Raw genomic sequence first — 16,419 nt, 5'->3', positions numbered from 1 at the left:
CCCGTGCCCACGTTCGACCACACCGATCTGCTCCTGCCGCCCGAGCCGGGCCAACGGGCGCTGGCCCGGGAGCTGTACGCCCTGGCGGCGGAACAACCCATCATCTCGCCGCACGGGCACGTCGACCCGGCCCTGCTGGCCGAGGACCGTCCCTTCCCGGACCCGGCGCGACTGCTCATCGTGCCCGACCACTACCTGACCCGGATGCTGCTCAGTCAGGGCGTACCCCCGGCGGAGCTGGGGGTGCCCACCCGCGACGGCAGCCCGGTGGAGGCCGACGGCCGGGTCATCTGGCGACGCTTCGCCGCGCACTGGCACCTGTTCCGGGGCACCCCGTCGCGACTCTGGCTGGAGCAGACCTTCCGCACCGTGTTCGGGGTGCACACCGTGTTCGGCCCGGCCACCGCCGACGCCGTCTACGACGAGATCGCGGCCCGGCTCGCCGAGCCGGACTTCCGGCCCCGGGCGCTGTTCGAGCGGTTCGGCATCGAGGTCCTGGCCACCACCGAGTCGCCGCTGGACGACCTCGCCGCGCACGCCAAGCTCGCCGCCGACGGGTGGGGCGGGCCGGGCGGCCGGGTGGTCACCACGTTCCGCCCCGACGACGTGGTGGACATGGAGTTCGAGGGCTGGTCGACGAACGTGGACCGGCTCGGCGACCGGGCCGGCGAGGACACCGGCACGTACGCCGGCTACCTGGCCGCGCTGCGGGCCCGGCGCGCCGCGTTCATCGCCGCCGGCGCGACCTCCTCGGACCACGGCCACCCCACCGCGCGCACCCTGGACCTCACCCCGGCCGAGGCCGAGCGGCTCTACGACCGGGGTCGGCGCGGCGAGGCCGACGCCGCCGACGCGGAGGCGTTCCGGGCGCACATGCTCGTGGAGTTCGCCCGGATGTCACTCGACGACGGCCTGGTCATGCAGCTGCACCCCGGCGCGGTGCGCAACCACAACCGGTGGTTGCACGCCCGGCACGGGCGTGACGTCGGCGGCGACATCCCGCAGGCCACCGAGTACGTGCACGCGCTCGCCCCGCTGCTGCAGCGCTACGGCAACGACCCTCGGCTGCGGGTGGTCCTCTACACCCTCGACGAGGACACCTTCACCCGCGAGCTGGCGCCCCTCGCGGGCGGGTACGCCGCGCTGCTGCTCGGCGCGCCCTGGTGGTTCCTGGACTCCCCCGAGGTGCTGCGCCGGTTCCGGGAGACGGTCACCGAGACCGCCGGGTTCTACAACACCGCCGGCTTCGTCGACGACACCCGGGCGTTCTGCTCCATCCCGGTCCGCCACGACGTGGCCCGTCGGGTCGACGCCGGCTTCCTGGCCCGCCTCGTCGCCGAGCACCGGCTGCCGATGGACGAGGCCGCCGAGACCATCGTCGACCTGGCGTACCGGCTGCCCAGGCGGGTCTTCAACTTTGGAGGCGTTGACCAGTGACCACCACCATCACCTCCGTCGAGGTGCACGACGTGCGGTTCCCGACCGCCGCCCGGGGCGACGGCTCCGACGCGATCAACCGGGGTGACTACTCGGCGACGTACGTCGAGCTGGGCACCGGCGCCGGCCCGACCGGCGCCGGGTTCACCTTCACCAACGGCCGGGGCAACGAGATCACCTGCGCGGCGGTACGGGCGCTGGCCCACCACGTGCGGGGGCGCACGATCGAGGAGATCACCGCCGAGCCGGTGGCGTTCTGGCGCTCGCTCAGCGCCGACGTGCAGCTGCGCTGGCTGGGCCCGGAGAAGGGCGTCATCCACATGGCGACCGGTGCGCTGGTCAACGCGGTGTGGGACCTGCGGGCCACGCTGGCCGGCAAGCCGATGTGGCGTTTCCTCGCCGAGCTGCCCACCGACGAGCTCGTGGCCAGCGTCGACTTCAAGCACATCAGCGACGCGCTCACCCCCGACGACGCGGCCGCCATCCTGGACAAGGGACGCGACGGGCTGACCGACCGGTTGGCCACCCTTGAGCAGAGTGGGTTCCCTTCGTACACCACCTCGGTCGGGTGGCTCGGCTACCCCGACCACAAGGTGCGGGCGCTGACCCGGCAGGCGTACGCCGACGGCTGGCGGGCGATGAAGATGAAGGTCGGCGGCCCGCTCGCCGACGACCTGCGGCGGGCCCGGATCATCCGCGAGGAGATCGGCCCGGACGCGCTGTTGATGATGGACGCCAACCAGGTCTGGGACGTCGACGAGGCGATCACCGCGATGGCGGCGCTGGCCGAGGTCGACCCGTACTGGATCGAGGAGCCCACCCACGCCGACGACATCCTCGGGCACGCCCGGATCGCCCGCGCGGTGCACGAGCTGACCGGCGGGCGCTGCCGGGTCGCCACCGGTGAGGTGGCCGCCAACCGGGTGATCTTCAAGCAGTTGCTCCAGGCCGAGGCGATCGGCGTGATGCAGGTCGACGCCTGCCGGGTCGGTGGCGTCAACGAGGTCCTGGCCGAGCTGCTGCTGGCGGCGAAGTTCGGCGTTCCGGTCTGCCCGCACGCCGGCGGGGTGGGCCTCTGCGAGTACGTCCAGCACCTGGCGATCTTCGACTACCTGCGGGTGGGCACGGGGCTGGACGGCCGGATGATCGAGTACGTCGACCACCTGCACGAACACTTCGTCGACCCGGTGCGGACCCGCGACGGGCGCTACCTGCTGCCCGAGCGGCCCGGTTACAGCGCCACCATGAAGCCCACGTCGATCGCCGAGTTCCGCTTCCCGGACGGTCCGGCATGGCGGTGACCGTCGGCGCCTCCCGGCTCGGCCTGGGTGCGCTGCGCCGACTGCCCGCCGAGGCCCGACCCCTGATCCGGCCGGGCACCGTGCCGACCGGCGTCGTGCACCTGGGGCTCGGCGCGTTCCACCGGGCGCACCAGGCCGTCTTCACCGAGGCGGCGGTCGGCGCGGCCGGCGGCGACTGGGGCATCGTGGCCGTCGCCCCCCGCAGCACCGCGCTGGTCGAGGCGCTCGCCGCGCAGGACAACCTGTTCAGCGTCAGCACCCTCTCCGCCGCCGGCAGCACCACCCAGGTGGTGGGCGCGCTGAGCGGCGTGCGGCACGCGCCCAGCGACCCGGACGCGGTGGTGGCGCTGATCGCCGACCCGGCGGTACGCGTGGTGACCCTGACCGTCACCGAGAAGGCGTACCAGCTCGATCCGGTGACCGGCCAGCTGTCCCCGGACTCGGCGCTCGCCGCGGACCTGGCCGGCGGCGGCCCCCCGCGCACGGTTCCGGGTCTGCTGCTGCGCGGGCTGGCCGCCCGGGCGGCCGCGGACGCCGGGCCGGTGGCAGTGGTGAGCTGCGACAATCTGCCGGCCAACGGTCGACGGCTGCGCGGCATGCTCGACCAGGCGGTCGGCCGGGCGGCCGGGGTGCCGGCCGGGCTGGTCGAGTGGGTGGCCGGCAACGTCACCTGCCCGGGCACCATGGTGGACCGGATCGTGCCGGCCAGCACCCCGGGCACGATCGAGGCGGCCCGCCGGGCGCTCGGCGTGACCGACCTGGCCGCGGTGGCCGCCGAACCGTACGCGCAGTGGGTGATCGAGGACGACTTCCCGGGTGGGCGGCCCGGTTGGGAGTTCGCCGGGGCGGTGCTCACCGACGACGCCGGCCCGTGGGAGCGGCTGAAGCTGCGCACCCTCAACGGTGTGCACTCGGCCATCGCGTACCTCGGGGCGTTGGCCGGCCGGGAGACGATCGCCGACGCGCTGGAGATCCCGCACCTGCGCGACGTGCTGCGCCGGCTGATCGCCGAGGACGTGGCGGCCAGCTTCACCCCGCCGGACGGGGTCCGGGTGGTCGACTACGGCGAGCAGGCCCTGGCCCGGTTCGGCAACCCGGCGATCCACCACCGCACCCTGCAGGTGGCGATCGACGGCTCGCAGAAGCTGCCGCAGCGCGTCCTGCACACCATCGCGGACCTGCGCGCGACCGGGCGGTCCGCGCGCTGGGGCGCGCTGGTCGTGGCGTCCTGGTTGCGCTTCGCGCAGGGGTACGCCGACGACGGCCGGCCGTTGCCGTTGCAGGACCCCCTGGCCGGGCCGATCCGGGCCGCGCTGGACGACGGGGTGCAGACCCCGGCCGGCGCTGTCGACGCGGTCTTCGCGTTGCGCGAGGTCATCCCGGCGGAGGTGGCCGAGGACGAGGACGTGCGCGCCGACGTGATCGCCTGGCTGACCGCGTTGCAACGGCACGGCGTCGAGGCCACCCTGGCCGGTGCCCGGTGACCGGGTCGACACCGGCCGGCCGGCGGTGAGCGGGGCGACGCCGCCCCGGGTGGCGGTGATCGGGGCGAACGGGCACGGTCGGTGGCACCGGCGGGTGATCGCGCCCCTGCACGACGCCGGTCGGCTGCGGTTGGTCGCCCTGGTCGACGTACGACCGGTGGAGGACGACCCGGCCGCCCCGGTGCCGCCCGGGGTGGCGGTGTTCACCGACCACCGGGCGATGCTCGCCGCCACCCGGCCGGAGGTGGTGGTGATCTGCACGCCGCCGCACACCCACCTGACGATCGCCCGCGACGCCCTGGCCACCGGTGCGGACCTGCTGCTGGAGAAGCCTCCGGTGCTGTCGCTGGCCGAGCACGAGGAGTTGGCCTGGGCGCTCGCCGCCGCCGGCCGGGTGGCCCAGGTCGGCTTCCAGGCGCTCGGCTCGGCGGCGCTCACCGCGTTGACCGACGCACTGGCCGCCGGCCGGTTGGGCACTGTCACCGGCATCTCCACCATCGCCGCCTGGCAACGGCCGGACGCCTACTACGCCCGCTCCCCCTGGGCCGGTCGTCGGAGTCTGGACGGCCGGCCGGTGCTGGACGGCGCGCTCGCCAACCCGCTCGCGCACGCGGTGATGCAGTGCCTGGCCATCGCCGAGGCGCTCGCCGGGGCGACGCCCTGGCCGGTCGCGATCGAGGTGGAACGCTACCGGGTCCGGCCGATCGAGGTGGAGGACACCGCCGTGCTGCGGGTCCGGTTCCGTGCCGGGCCACCGGTGCTGGTGGCGGTGACCCTGGCCGCGGAGGAGTTCGTGGCGGGCGAGGTGGTGGTGACCGGGACGACCGGGCAGGCGGTGCTGGAGTACCCGACCGACCGGTTGCGCCTGCCCGGGGACGTGGTGACCCGCCGGGTGCCGGGGCGGTTGGGGCTGCTGGAGAACCTGCTCGCCCATCGGGTCGATCCGGTGGGCGTGCCACTGATCGCGCCGCTGGCCCGTACCGCGCCGTTCACCGCGCTGCTGGACGCGCTGCGGCCGGCGCCGGAGCCCCGGCTGCTCGACGGCGATCTCGTGACCACCCACGGCGAGGGCGGGCAGCGGGTGCGTCACCTGCGGGGCGTCGTCGACGTGTTGCGCCAGTCGGCTGAGCGGGGGGCGCTGCCGAGCGAGTTGGCGGTGCCGTGGGCGTCCGCCGCGTACCGCGCCGAGCTGGCGGGATAGATCTCCACCACAACGAACGGAGAGAGCCGATGCGCAGAATCCTCGGCGGCGCCACCGTGATCGCCGTCCTCCTCGGTGCCGCCCCGGCCGCCGCCGTGGCGAGCCCGGACGTTCCGTCCGCCGACCGGCTCTCCTGGACGGCCCGGCACCTCGGCCGGCAGGCGCTGCCCGCGCGGGACGGCTGGGCGGCCGACGGACCGGGCACCACCGGCGGCTCGGCGGCCACCCCCGAGCGGAGCCGGGTGGTCCACAACCGGGCCGAACTCGTCGCCGCGTTGGGTGGCGACAACGCCAGCAACGCCGCCGACGCCACTCCGAAGCTGATCTACGTCGACGGCACCATCGACGGCTTCGAAGGGCCGGACGGCACCGCGCTGGACTGCGCCGACCTGGCCGACCCGGGGTACCGGTTGGACGCCTACCTGGCCGCGTACGACCCGGCGGTGTGGGGTCGGGTGGCGCCGAGTGGGCCGCTGGAGGAGGCGCGGGTGCGTTCGGTGGCCAACCAGACCCGGCAGACCCAGATCAACGTCGGCCCGAACACCACCATCGTCGGGCTGCGCGGCGCACGGCTGACCGGGCTCACCCTCATGATCGACCGGGCGTCGAACGTGATCGTCCGTAACCTCACCCTCGTCGACGCCCGGGACTGCTTCCCGGCATGGTCACCGACCGACGGCGAGGCCGGCAACTGGAACAGCCAGTACGACCAGATCTCGGTACGCCGCAGCGAGAACGTCTGGGTCGACCACAACACCTTCACCGACGGCGACAACCCGGACAGCGCCCAGCCGGTGTACTTCGGTCGGCCCTACCAGGTGCATGACGGGTCGCTGGACGTCACTCACACCGCCAGCCTGGTCACCGCCTCCTGGAACCGCTTCTCCGGTCGGGACAAGCTGCTGTTGATCGGATCGTCCAACACCGTGGGCCCGGACGTGGGCCGGCTGCGGGTCACCCTGCACCACAACCTCTTCGACGGTGTCGTGCAACGGCTGCCCCGGGTCCGTTTCGGGCAGGTCGACGTCTACAACAACCACTACCGGCTCGGTGGGGACGACTTTCAGTACGCGCTCGGCGTGGGTGTCCAGTCGGCGATCTACGCGCAGAACAACTTCTTCACACTGGACGCGCCGGTCGACCCGGCCGACCTGCTCTACGACTGGGGTGGCACCGCGGTGACCGAGCGGGGTTCCTGGGTGCGCCAGGGCGGTGGCGTGGCGCGACCGGTCGACCTGCTGGCGGCGTACAACGCGACCCATGACCCCGACCTCGCCGCGGACGCGGGCTGGACGCCCACCCTGCGCCGCGACCCCGTCCTGCCCGCACCGCTGGTCCCCGTCCTGGTGGGCCCGCTCGCCGGCGCCGACCGGCTGCCCATCTGAGCGGCTCGGCGCGCGGGCGACTCGCGGTCGGGTCGGCGACTTAGGGGCTCATCGATGCGGAGAAGATCGGCTATAAGTGACGCATGGAATTCCCGCCGCACCTGGGCAGCATGCCGATGCACGCGATCACCGAGATCCACGGCGAACCTGGCCTGCTGGAACGTTTCCGGTTGGAGGTCCAGCAGTTCGACGACGCTGCCCGGACGCGGCTGACCGCCGCGCTCGACCTCGCCGCCGACCTGCACCGCGACGATCGACGCGTCCGCGAGCCGTACCTCAACCACCTGCTGCGGGTGGCGATCCGGTTGATGCACCACTACCAGGTGCGGGACGTGGACGTGATCGTCGCCGGCCTGCTGCACGACGCTGTCGAGGACCATCCGGCGGAGCTGGCCGACGGTGACCCGGGGGCCGACCCGACCGGGGCCGCGCTGGCCGCGCTCGCCGCGCGGTTCGGGCCACGGGTGGCCACCCTGGTCGCCGCGGTCACCAATCCGGTGTACGACCCCGAGCGGGACCGCAACGCGCAGTACCGGGAGCACCTGGCGGTCAGCCTGGAGCGCGAGCCCTGGGCCCGGGTGATCAAGGTATCGGACTTCACCGACAACGGGGTTGGCGTGATCCACACGGTGGGGCCGAAGGTGATCTCGTCGGCCCGGAAGTACCGTCCGCTGGTGCCGCTCTTCCGGGACCTGATCGGCCGACCCGACACCCCGTTGTCGCTGGCGGTGAAGCGGCACATCTTCGGCCAGCTCGACCTGGCCGAGGAGCGGTTCAGCGCCATCCTGGACCAGCCCGCGCCGAACTGACCCGTCCCCTGATCACCCGACCGGGTTCCGTGACAAGTTCTCAGGTCTACCGGGAAGCCTCGGGCATTACGGTTGGTTTGCGCCAGATGAGCGGTATATCCCCTCGTGGTTCATCTTTCGGGCGCGCCACCAATCGAGAGGATTTGGATCATGCGCGACCTTTCCCGTCGGGATCTGCTCAGAGCCACAGCCGTCGGCGCCGGAGCGGTCGCTATCCCGAGCGTGATCGCTGGCAGCTCGGCGAACGCGGCCGATGGTCCCGGGTGGCCCGCGGACACGAAGTACCCACCGGCGCAGCTGACCGGCCGTGTCGTCCGACCGCAGAGCCCCGACTACGCGCAGGCCAGCCTCGGCTGGGACGAGCTGTTCGTGCACTATCCGCTGGTCATCGTCTTCGCGCAGGAGACCCAGGACGTGGTCAACGCGCTCACCTGGGCGCGGCAGCACGACGTCGCGCTGCGGGTACGCAGTGGCCGGCACAACCTGGAAGGCTGGTCGAACGTCGACAACGGCATCGTGATCGACGTCAGTGAGCTGAAGGACGTCCACATCGACACCGCCAGCCGCACGGCGAAGCTCGGCGCGGGGCTCAACCAGTCGGAGGCGGTGACCGCCCTCGGGGAGCACGACCTCGCCGCGACGACCGGCACGGAGGGGACCGTGGGCCTCTCCGGGGCCACCCTCGGCGGCGGCTTCGGCTTCCTCACCCGCTACCTCGGGATGGCCTGCGACAACCTGATCGGCGCGGAGATCGTCGTGGCGGCGGGCGCCGACGGGGCGAAGGTGCTCGAGGTGGACCCGTGGAATTACCCGGACCTGCTCTGGGCGCTGCGCGGCGCGGGCAACGGCAACTTCGGGATCGTCACCTCGCTGACCTATCAGGTCGCTCCGCTGACCAGCGTCGCCTACCTGCAGGTGACCTGGCCCGGTCTCGGCGACCTGCACGAGGTCTTCGACGCCTGGCAACGCCTCGCACCGTTCACCGACCCCCGGCTCGGCAGCCAGGTCGAGGTCCACCCGGATGAGATCCTGCTGTTCGCGGTGCTCGCGGAGGGCTCCGAGGCAGAGGCCAGGAAGCTGCTGGCGCCGATCCTGTCGATCGGCAACCCCACTGTCACCGTGCAGACCGGCGGCTGGGGCGACGTCTACGCCGGCTTCCAGATCCCCAACGAGGACGAGCCGGCGAAGTGGAAGTTCTTCTCCCAGTTCACCCGGGAACCGTTCCCGGAGAAGGCGGTCAGCATCGTCCAGGCGTTCATGGAGAAGGCGCCCTCGCCCGACAGCAACTTCTTCACCCAGGCCTTCGGGCGCGGGGCGCAGCGGCAGGAGCCGTTCGGCGGCGCGGCCTTCCCGCACCGCGACGCGCTCTTCTACTCCGAGCCCGGCGTCGGCTGGGGCACCCGAGGCGAACCCGACAGCGACGACGCCGTCACCCCGATCGCGCAGACCTGGATCGCCGAGTTCAGCCAGGCGCTGCGCCCCTATGTGGACGGCGCCTACGTCAACGTGCCGAACATCGGCATGGCCGAGTGGGAGAAGGCCTACTGGGGGCGCAACTTCCCCCGACTGCGCAAGATCAAGGCGAAGTACGACCCGCACAACGTCTTCCAGTACGAGCAGAGCATCCCGCCCGCGACGCACTGACCGGCCTCATCGCGCCCCGCTCGGCTCACCTCACCTCATGCGCGTCCTTTGCTCTGCACCCATGGGCGCACCCACTACGGACGGTGACTGTCGCCTCCGTGGGTGCAGAGCAAAGGACAAAGGAGAAGTGTCCGGGGGCGACGCCCAACTTCCGGCCGAGGTCGGCGCGGAACAGCTCGAACCGGCGTACCGCCTCGTTGATGTTCCGTTCGGCCAGGTGCACGGCGGTCAACGCCACCTGAACCGCTTCGCCGTACCGGCCCTGCGTGGTGAGCCGCTCGGCGAGCGCCCCCAGCGCTTAGCCCAGGTTTGCCCTCCAGCACGGGCGGCGGCGCGGGGCGGTGTCGCTGACGCGCGACATACCTCAGAGTCATATTTATACCTCTGGGTCATATCGCTCAGCCGACCATGCGCCTCCAGACGCCGTCACCCACGGTGAGACGCCGTCGACTCTGCGAATGACAGCCGGCCCACCGCGAGGCGGGAGAGTCGGCGGGAGGTGCGATCAGAAGGGCAAGACCTCGCCGAGGACGACGCGCAGCGGGTGGGGCGCGGTGGTGGCGAGGTCGCCGAGCACGGTGAGCAGCAGGGCGTACTGCTCGGCCGGCTCGTCGACGAGCAACTGACCGGCGTCGCTGACTACCAGGGTAAGCGGTCCGGCGTCCAGCCGATCCCGGAGCGCGTCGGCGAGGGCGTCCCAGGTGTGTCCGAGGTGGGTCGGCAGGGCCAGCGCGTCGGCCAGCGCGGCGAAGAGCGCGGGCCGGGTCCGGGTGGCCGCACCGCGCAGCACCACGGCGTCCGGCACCTCCTGCGCGCCGGCACGGGACACCGTCAACCAGTCCGGCCATCGCCTGTCGTCATGGTCGGCCATCACGTGCCTCCTGGTCCTGGCGGGCACCGAAACCGCGTGGTCGGCCGGCCGCGAAGACACGACCGGCCGACGCCCGGGCCGGTCAGAGCCGGTAGAAGTCGGTGTAGTGGTTGGGCGAGAACCAGGTGACCCCGGTGCTGCGGTTCACCACGATCCGGTACGCGTCCCGGGCGGCGCCCTGGGTTCGCGGGTAGACGTCGTACTCGTAGTAGGTGGCGTTGGTGGGCAGTTGACCCTCGTAGTTGTAGAACTGGCCACCGGCGAAATTGGACTTCCCGCCGCTCCAGGAGTACCAGCCACGGCTGGTCGGGAACCCCTTGGCGGACCAGCCCGAGCGGGCGGTGCGGGCGTCCGCGCAGCGGCTCATGGTGCAGGAGCTGTAGACCGCCGCCGACGCCGGGTCGGTCAACCGGGGGGCGACCACGGACGGGCCGACCAGCGCGGCGGCGACCATGGCGAGGAGCAGGGCGACGCTGGTGGTACGCCGGCGGATCGCGCCGAGCGTGGCCAGCGGGGACACGAGGGTGGACACAGGCTGCCTCCAGACCATCCAATCCATCGATCCGCGTGATTGTCGGACCAGGACCAGTCTCACCGTTGCCGATCGACGGCGACAGCCCTTGCCGCCCCAACGTCGCCACAATGCTCGGTGAACCCCGGACGACCCTCTCCCCTCCGGAGGCCCGGCCCCCGTCGTACCCCCGGGCCCGAATGGGTGTGACCGCTTCGCCGCGGCGTCACGTCGGCGTGGCGGCGACCAGATCGGTTACCCGTTGTTAGCGTGGGATGCGAATCCGTGACCAGGGAGGGGTGGTATGTCCGACGCCCCCGACGGCAGGCCGAGACCGGCGGAGCCGCGGCGGCACTGGGCAATCCGCGGCCTCACCGCCACCCGCGACACGAGCGTCCGCAGTTGGCGGTGGTGGGCGCGAAACTGGGATCGACTGGTGGCGGCCCTCCAGGACGAGGAGCCGGTCGGGTTGGCCGCGCCCGCGACGCCGTCCGGCCCGCTCATCGAGCAGCGCACCGCGCCCCGGCAGATCGTGGTGCCCGCCCAGGGTTACGTGTACTCCTTCCACATCCGTGCGACGTTCGCCTGGTCGTCGACGGTCAGCCTGCGCGCCGAGGTGCTGACCTGGTACGCCGACTACTTCATGCCGCAGGCGATCCAGCGCCTCACCCGGCTCGCCGCCGACGCCGCCCGGGAGCTGGCCCCCCACCGCGCGGCGGAGCTGGAGATGCACCTGCAACAGACGCTCGCCGCGCAGGGACCCTGGCGCTACCAGCGGGGCGACCTTGAGGTCAGCTGCGCGCCGGACGTCGCCGTCCGGCTCGACGAGCACATCAGGCGAGCCGTTCAGCCACAGATCGACCGGCTGGTCACCCTCGAATGCCGCCTCGAAGAGCACCTGCGGCAGGCGCGGTACGCCGAAGAACTCAGCCGCCAGTGGGTGGCGATCCTGGACGACCACCTGGCGGTGGCCGGCGGCGACCCGGACCTGGCCACCGCGCGCCAGCACATGCTCAGCAGACAGCGCGACGCCGTGCGGTGGATCGACGAACTGCTGGCCCAGCGCCGCCGCCCGCAGCAGGGTCAGTTCGCGTCGCCGACCGTCGCACCCCGACCGAGTGGCCTCGACACCGGTGGTGACCTGCCGGGTTGAGGCAGCCCGGCGAGCAGGCTCGTTACCTCGGCTCCCGCATCCAGGTCTTCGGGTCGGTCACGAAGATGCCCTTGCCCTGATGCCTCCGGATCACCCGCAACGCTTCCAGACGGACGTAGACCATTTGGATTGTTGATGAACTGACGTCGAAGCGATCAGACATGTCAGCGATCGAGGGCAGCTTGTCCCCCGGCTTGACCTTCCCGCTGCGCAGGTCCCCGATGATCTCGTCCGAGATCCGGATGTAGTCCGGTGTCTGTGGCATGGCACTCCTTGCGTGGCACGCCAATTTGATCACGACACGCACCAGCGAGACAACTATGCGTTGCGACCGACAACTTAGGCATATATGGTTATGCAAGAGCTGCTCCTCGCGTGGCAACGAGTTCGGCTCATCCCCTGGTCGGGGCGGGTGCGTGTGCCCGTCCCGACCCACCGGACTGCTCTGCTGTCGTACCGCCGAATGGGGCTGCGGCGGCGGAGCGGGCGGGTCGCCCGCGGCCCCCGCGCGGACGGCCCGCCCTTCCCGACCCACCGCACGGACCTTCCGCGCTCCCGCCTGCCCTCAGAGAGGACCGCCGTGGCTCAGGTGTATCGAGGTGGCCAGCCCTACCCCGCCGGCTACCCAGGCCGGTTGACGCCGCACGAGGTGCGGACCCGCGAGTTCGCCGCACGCCGGCGCGGCGTCGACCCCGATGAGGTACGCGAGTTCCAGGCCCGGCTGGCCGACGAGCTGGCCATGCTCAACGAGACGGTACGGCTGCTGAGCCAGGAGAACGACCGGATCAAGCGGGCGCTGCGCGACTGGCAGACCATGCACGCGCGGGAGTGCCCGCCGGCCCAGGAGCAGGGCCGCAACTCCGGCCACTGGTGACCACGCACCCCTGCCCCGGCGACCTGCTCGTCATCGACGGCCGAGCATCGGTGCAGTTCGCCGGGGATCGCGCGCTGACCTTCCGCGTCGTCTCGGTCTGCGACCAGCCGACGTACGAGGGTTGGGTCTGGTTGACCGGCTACGTCCTCAACCGCCGAGGTAACGCGACAGCCAGACGCGAGGTCTTCGTCCAACTCGCCGGCCTTCGCCGCGCTCCGGCACCCGCTGCGTCAACTCCGGGCAGGGTGCGTCTCGCTGGGCCTACCCGCCGAAGCTCAGCGCCTGCCGCAGATCCGCGTCCAGGCTCTCCTGGTACTGCGGATCGGGCTCGGCCCCGGCAGCACTGAGGACGGTGCTGAAGAAGCATCTGGCGCCAACGGTGAGGATCACGCGGAAGATGTCCGTGTCATCGAGACCGTGAGCGCGCAGGTCCTCAACGTCGGCCTCGGTGACGGAGTTCGCATCCGCCGCGACCTTGCCGGCGAAGTTGACGACGGCGACCTCCTGCGCGGAGAGACCGGCGCTGCCGTGGTCCGACGCGATGGCGGCGACAGTCGGCGCGTCGAAGAACTTGTCGCGCAGAAACTTCCCATGTGCCAGACCGCAGTAGGAGGACCTGAGGGCCCGGGCCGCGGCGAGGGTCGCCAACTCATAGCGGCGCAGCTCCATCCCGTCCTTCACCGCGCCGTTGAGCTGCTGCCACGCCAGGTACACCGCCGGGTTGTGGGCGAACAACCTGGTGTAGTTGGGCAGGTAGCCCATCGCCTTTGTGTCGGTGTCGAACATCCGCTCGGTGTCCGGGGACCGCTCTGCCTGCCGTAGGAAACTCATCCGGCTCCTCCCTGTTCGGACCCGGACGGTACGCCGTTGCGGCTGCGGACGCTGTCGGGAAAACGGCCGTGCGCAGAGGGTCGAACGCTGCCCGCGCTGAGCGCGGTCTCCAACGTCGGCTTCGGGGCATTCCCGTCCGACCTTCTATCACGGCCTACCCGCTGGCGGTGCTGCCTGCCGACCGTTTCCGTTCATCTCGGAAGCCTCAGGAGTCGCGGTCGCCTCGTCCCGGAGGATGTCGTCGAGAAGCTTGATGATTTCTGCGGCCTCGTGCTCTTCCAAGGGCTGCCCGACACGGCCGCTACGGCGCAGGGCTTCCTCCAGTAGGGCCGCCAGACGCTCGACGTTTGACCGTTCCTCCTTGAGGACGAATTGGTCGAGGACGTTGGCAAGCTCCTGGTCGGTGAGGCGGAGGGCCGCGGGCGCCAGTGGGCTCAGGCGTAGCCGATCGATCAGAGCGACCCAGCGTTGAGTCAGCTGGTCGGTCAGTTGGATCCGCCGAATCCGCAGCTCGTGTTCGCTCTCTTCCCGGAGCCGCTGCAGGTGGACGTGCCGGAGTTCTGCCTTCACGTCCTCGTCGAGCTTCACCCGCACCTCTGGCCTGCAGTGCAATACGACACCCTGACGCTCGTAACGTCGACGACCGCGAGAAAGCTCACGGTTGAGCTGAATCTCCAGGGCGCCTGCCTGGTGAGGATGGAAATGTCGAGCGAGGTCCGCCGCCTTGTGTTCGACGTCGCGACGGGCGAGGTCCGCGAACTGCAGTGACCACGCGCCGAGCTGATCCTCCCTCAAACCTTCCGAGTACCAGGTGAGAGCCACGTGTATTTCGAACGAGAAAACATGACCCCGAGCTGGCACGATGACCGGCCTGGGGTGGCGGCGGCGTTGGGTGAGGTCGGGTGCCGGCGGTCGGTCCCAATAGCTGAACGCCGCTCGAAAATGGGTCAGCAGGCGGCGAACGGGGCCGGCGCCCTGGGGAGGTTCAGATTGGGGAGGAATCTGGTTATCGGCGGTCACAGTGGCTCCTGGATCAGGCGAGGGAAGTGGATGTCGTTGGAGCCTTGGAGAGCCAGTAGTTCAGCCGGGAGCGGATCGCGGGTTCAGCGGCAAGCCTCATCGCGAGCGCTCGGACCGGCTCCCTGAGTCGTGCGTCGCTGGCACCACTGCGTAACCAAGCCGCGAGGCGCCGCCACGCGGCGACGGAGCATCCGGGATCGAGGAGTACGACTCGCCACAGCGTGGCCACTCGATCGACCATGGATGGCTGGGCCTCCAGGAGAGCCACGAGCTGATCAACTCGCTCGGTGAGTGGCTCCTCCAGCCAGTTCAGGAAGGCGAGGGTGGCACCAGCGCGGAGAGTCACGCCGTCGCTTTCGAGCCACCAGGAAAGGACGTTGATCGTCCATGCGCTGCCATACTTTCGAGACAGATTATCGATCGCGTCCGTGACGGTCCAGATGGACGACGCGTTGGCATTTGCTGCCACGGCAGTGAGGGCGCGTGCGGTCTGGAAGGGGTGCCGTGGCGTGTAGCCCATCCCCCACACCATCGCTGCGGTGTCTCGTTCGAACGCCGACCTGGAGTGGGCGAGCCATTCGAGCTTCTTACCCACGTCTGCCCTGACCTGAGAGCTCACCGTCAAGCCAATCGGCACCGCACCGTCGAGGTTTGCGGCGGAAGCCATGGCAGCTGCGGCTGCCTTCCGCCTCCCGCGCCTTCGATCCCTCGCCCATCGCCGAATCACCTCCTCGTAGACCTGCTCAAAGTCATGAGTGGCAAAGATCGCGGCGGCGACGGCGGCGCAGTTGCTGAACCCTGGGGCGGGATGGGCGGCGAGTTCGTCGATCCATTCGATGAGGGCCGGACGGGTGTTGTCGAAATCGTTCCAGGCAACGTCGAGGATCGCCCTCACCATCTCGGGCTTTATATGGGCCACTCTCGCCTTCGTATGCGGAGACTCTCCCTCCGTGGCTCTGTCGTGCCAGTCAGCTCCGAGTTCCTGACCCAGCAGGGCCGGCATGTCGTTGAGCAGTGCGGGTCGGCCGATGGCCGGCTCATTGAAGAGTCGATCGAGTTTTCCGAGCAGCAGACCAGCACCCTCTGAAACCCGCGCCATGGATTGTCCAGCGAACACAGCGTAGGCAATCCGCAGCGCTCGTCTATGTTGTGCGGGTCTGTTCTGAAAAACCGGTTCTTTGTCGTCGGGCAGCAAGAGGATCTGCCGCGCCTTATCGCGGTACCGCTTGTTCTCAGATGGCAGCAGCGCAACGAAACCATGAGCGTCTGCCGGGAGTTCACGCGCGATCGTTTCCGCGTGCAGGACGCACTCACCCGGTCTCGTCAGCAAATCAATTAACCTGCTCACCTCTGGCGTGATCATCTGGACCGTGTACGCTCTCCCGCAACTGCGATCACAATCGATGCAGTTGCCAACGCATTTCTCTCTGAGGTAATACAAGAGATGCTGACGGAAGACCTCTACGCGCGAGACTGATGAGTGGTGGAACACCTCCGCCCGATGGAGGGACGCCTCGGACTCCTCCGTGTCACGAATTATGACCCCGCTACATTCGTTCTCGTGAAACGCCGCCTCGATAGATCGGACGGCGCTCCGGACCTGCCGACCGCCAACCTTGATGATGTAACCAACACCCTTCTCCAGAAAATCGGGCTGCTCACGGATCAATCGGACGTCGTCCAATCCGGGAGGCATCACGATCTCCATGACCTCGTCGGATCCAATATGCTCTGCGAGAGCGACGCATGCGACCGTCGAACGACCGCTGCCCACTGGTCCAGCAAGTCCCACTACCGGGTAACGACGCAACCGATCCTGCAACTCACCGAAGTGGGCTGGGCGCACGAAGGTGTGACGCCTCGCGGTCAGGTCGCTGATTCGGTCGGCGAAGAACCTC

The 16,419-nt window shown here is 70.4% G+C and carries 15 protein-coding genes; 9 read left to right on the top strand and 6 right to left on the bottom strand.

Going from position 1 to position 16,419, the window contains the following annotated elements:
• Positions 1–3: 3 nt before the first annotated feature.
• From uxaC to AB0C03_RS06375, 7 genes are all read left to right on the top strand, one after another.
• Positions 4–1,437, top strand: coding sequence for a glucuronate isomerase (uxaC, locus tag AB0C03_RS06405; protein ID WP_210861250.1), 1,434 nt, complete (start codon positions 4–6; stop codon positions 1,435–1,437).
• On the top strand, positions 1,434–2,738 hold the full coding sequence (locus tag AB0C03_RS06400) for an enolase C-terminal domain-like protein (RefSeq protein ID WP_357634931.1): 1,305 nt from the start codon (positions 1,434–1,436) through the stop codon (positions 2,736–2,738). Before uxaC ends, AB0C03_RS06400 begins: the two co-directional genes overlap by 4 nt.
• On the top strand, positions 2,729–4,222 hold the full coding sequence (locus tag AB0C03_RS06395; protein WP_357634929.1) for a mannitol dehydrogenase family protein: 1,494 nt from the start codon (positions 2,729–2,731) through the stop codon (positions 4,220–4,222). The genes AB0C03_RS06400 and AB0C03_RS06395 overlap by 10 nt, the downstream gene beginning before the upstream one ends.
• The gene (locus AB0C03_RS06390; protein WP_357634926.1) at positions 4,212–5,423 is read left to right on the top strand and encodes a Gfo/Idh/MocA family protein; all 1,212 of its coding nucleotides are present in this window, start codon (positions 4,212–4,214) and stop codon (positions 5,421–5,423) included. The genes AB0C03_RS06395 and AB0C03_RS06390 overlap by 11 nt, the downstream gene beginning before the upstream one ends.
• 29 nt (positions 5,424–5,452) lie before the next feature.
• Positions 5,453–6,808 (top strand): pectate lyase family protein, encoded by a 1,356-nt coding sequence (locus AB0C03_RS06385; RefSeq protein WP_210866063.1) that lies wholly within the window; start codon positions 5,453–5,455, stop codon positions 6,806–6,808.
• Positions 6,809–6,891: 83 nt separating this feature from the next.
• Entirely contained in the window at positions 6,892–7,617 is a 726-nt protein-coding gene (locus tag AB0C03_RS06380) for an HD domain-containing protein (RefSeq protein WP_030327477.1), read from the top strand.
• Positions 7,618–7,767: 150 nt separating this feature from the next.
• The gene (locus tag AB0C03_RS06375; protein WP_030327476.1) at positions 7,768–9,261 is read left to right on the top strand and encodes an FAD-binding oxidoreductase; all 1,494 of its coding nucleotides are present in this window, start codon (positions 7,768–7,770) and stop codon (positions 9,259–9,261) included.
• Between the two features lie 505 nt (positions 9,262–9,766).
• On the opposite strand, the gene AB0C03_RS06370 is transcribed toward AB0C03_RS06375, so the two are convergent.
• Positions 9,767–10,132, bottom strand: a complete 366-nt coding sequence (locus AB0C03_RS06370; RefSeq protein WP_357634921.1) for a barstar family protein — start codon at positions 10,130–10,132, stop codon at positions 9,767–9,769.
• Between the two features lie 82 nt (positions 10,133–10,214).
• Complete coding sequence (locus AB0C03_RS06365; RefSeq protein ID WP_387221647.1) at positions 10,215–10,664, bottom strand: ribonuclease domain-containing protein; 450 nt, start codon at positions 10,662–10,664, stop codon at positions 10,215–10,217.
• 283 nt (positions 10,665–10,947) lie between these two features.
• Between AB0C03_RS06365 and AB0C03_RS06360 the strand changes: the two genes are divergently transcribed.
• Positions 10,948–11,796, top strand: coding sequence for a hypothetical protein (locus tag AB0C03_RS06360; protein ID WP_357634918.1), 849 nt, complete (start codon positions 10,948–10,950; stop codon positions 11,794–11,796).
• Positions 11,797–11,818: 22 nt separating this feature from the next.
• Here AB0C03_RS06360 and AB0C03_RS06355 read toward each other — a convergent pair whose 3' ends face one another.
• Entirely contained in the window at positions 11,819–12,061 is a 243-nt protein-coding gene (locus AB0C03_RS06355; RefSeq protein WP_030327471.1) for a winged helix-turn-helix domain-containing protein, read from the bottom strand.
• Between the two features lie 315 nt (positions 12,062–12,376).
• On the opposite strand from AB0C03_RS06355, the gene AB0C03_RS06350 reads away from it, so the two are divergent.
• A complete protein-coding gene (locus AB0C03_RS06350; RefSeq protein ID WP_357634914.1) occupies positions 12,377–12,670 on the top strand; it encodes a DivIVA domain-containing protein in 294 nt (97 codons plus the stop codon).
• Positions 12,671–12,931: 261 nt separating this feature from the next.
• Here AB0C03_RS06350 and AB0C03_RS06345 read toward each other — a convergent pair whose 3' ends face one another.
• The 3 genes from AB0C03_RS06345 to AB0C03_RS06335 all read right to left on the bottom strand — a co-directional run bounded on the left by AB0C03_RS06345 (position 12,932) and on the right by AB0C03_RS06335 (position 16,229).
• Positions 12,932–13,501 (bottom strand): carboxymuconolactone decarboxylase family protein, encoded by a 570-nt coding sequence (locus AB0C03_RS06345; RefSeq protein ID WP_357634912.1) that lies wholly within the window; start codon positions 13,499–13,501, stop codon positions 12,932–12,934.
• A gap of 147 nt (positions 13,502–13,648) precedes the next feature.
• On the bottom strand, positions 13,649–14,521 hold the full coding sequence (locus tag AB0C03_RS06340) for a hypothetical protein (RefSeq protein WP_357634910.1): 873 nt from the start codon (positions 14,519–14,521) through the stop codon (positions 13,649–13,651).
• A 13-nt stretch (positions 14,522–14,534) separates the two neighbouring features.
• Positions 14,535–16,229: a hypothetical protein gene (locus AB0C03_RS06335; RefSeq protein WP_357634907.1), complete on the bottom strand. Its 1,695-nt coding sequence runs from the start codon at positions 16,227–16,229 to the stop codon at positions 14,535–14,537.
• Positions 16,230–16,419 lie beyond the last annotated feature (190 nt).

Origin of the sequence: Micromonospora parva (assembly GCF_040649675.1) — a bacterium.
In the GTDB taxonomy this organism is placed as follows: domain Bacteria; phylum Actinomycetota; class Actinomycetes; order Mycobacteriales; family Micromonosporaceae; genus Micromonospora; species Micromonospora parva.
This window is presented reverse-complemented; position numbering and strand designations above follow the sequence as displayed.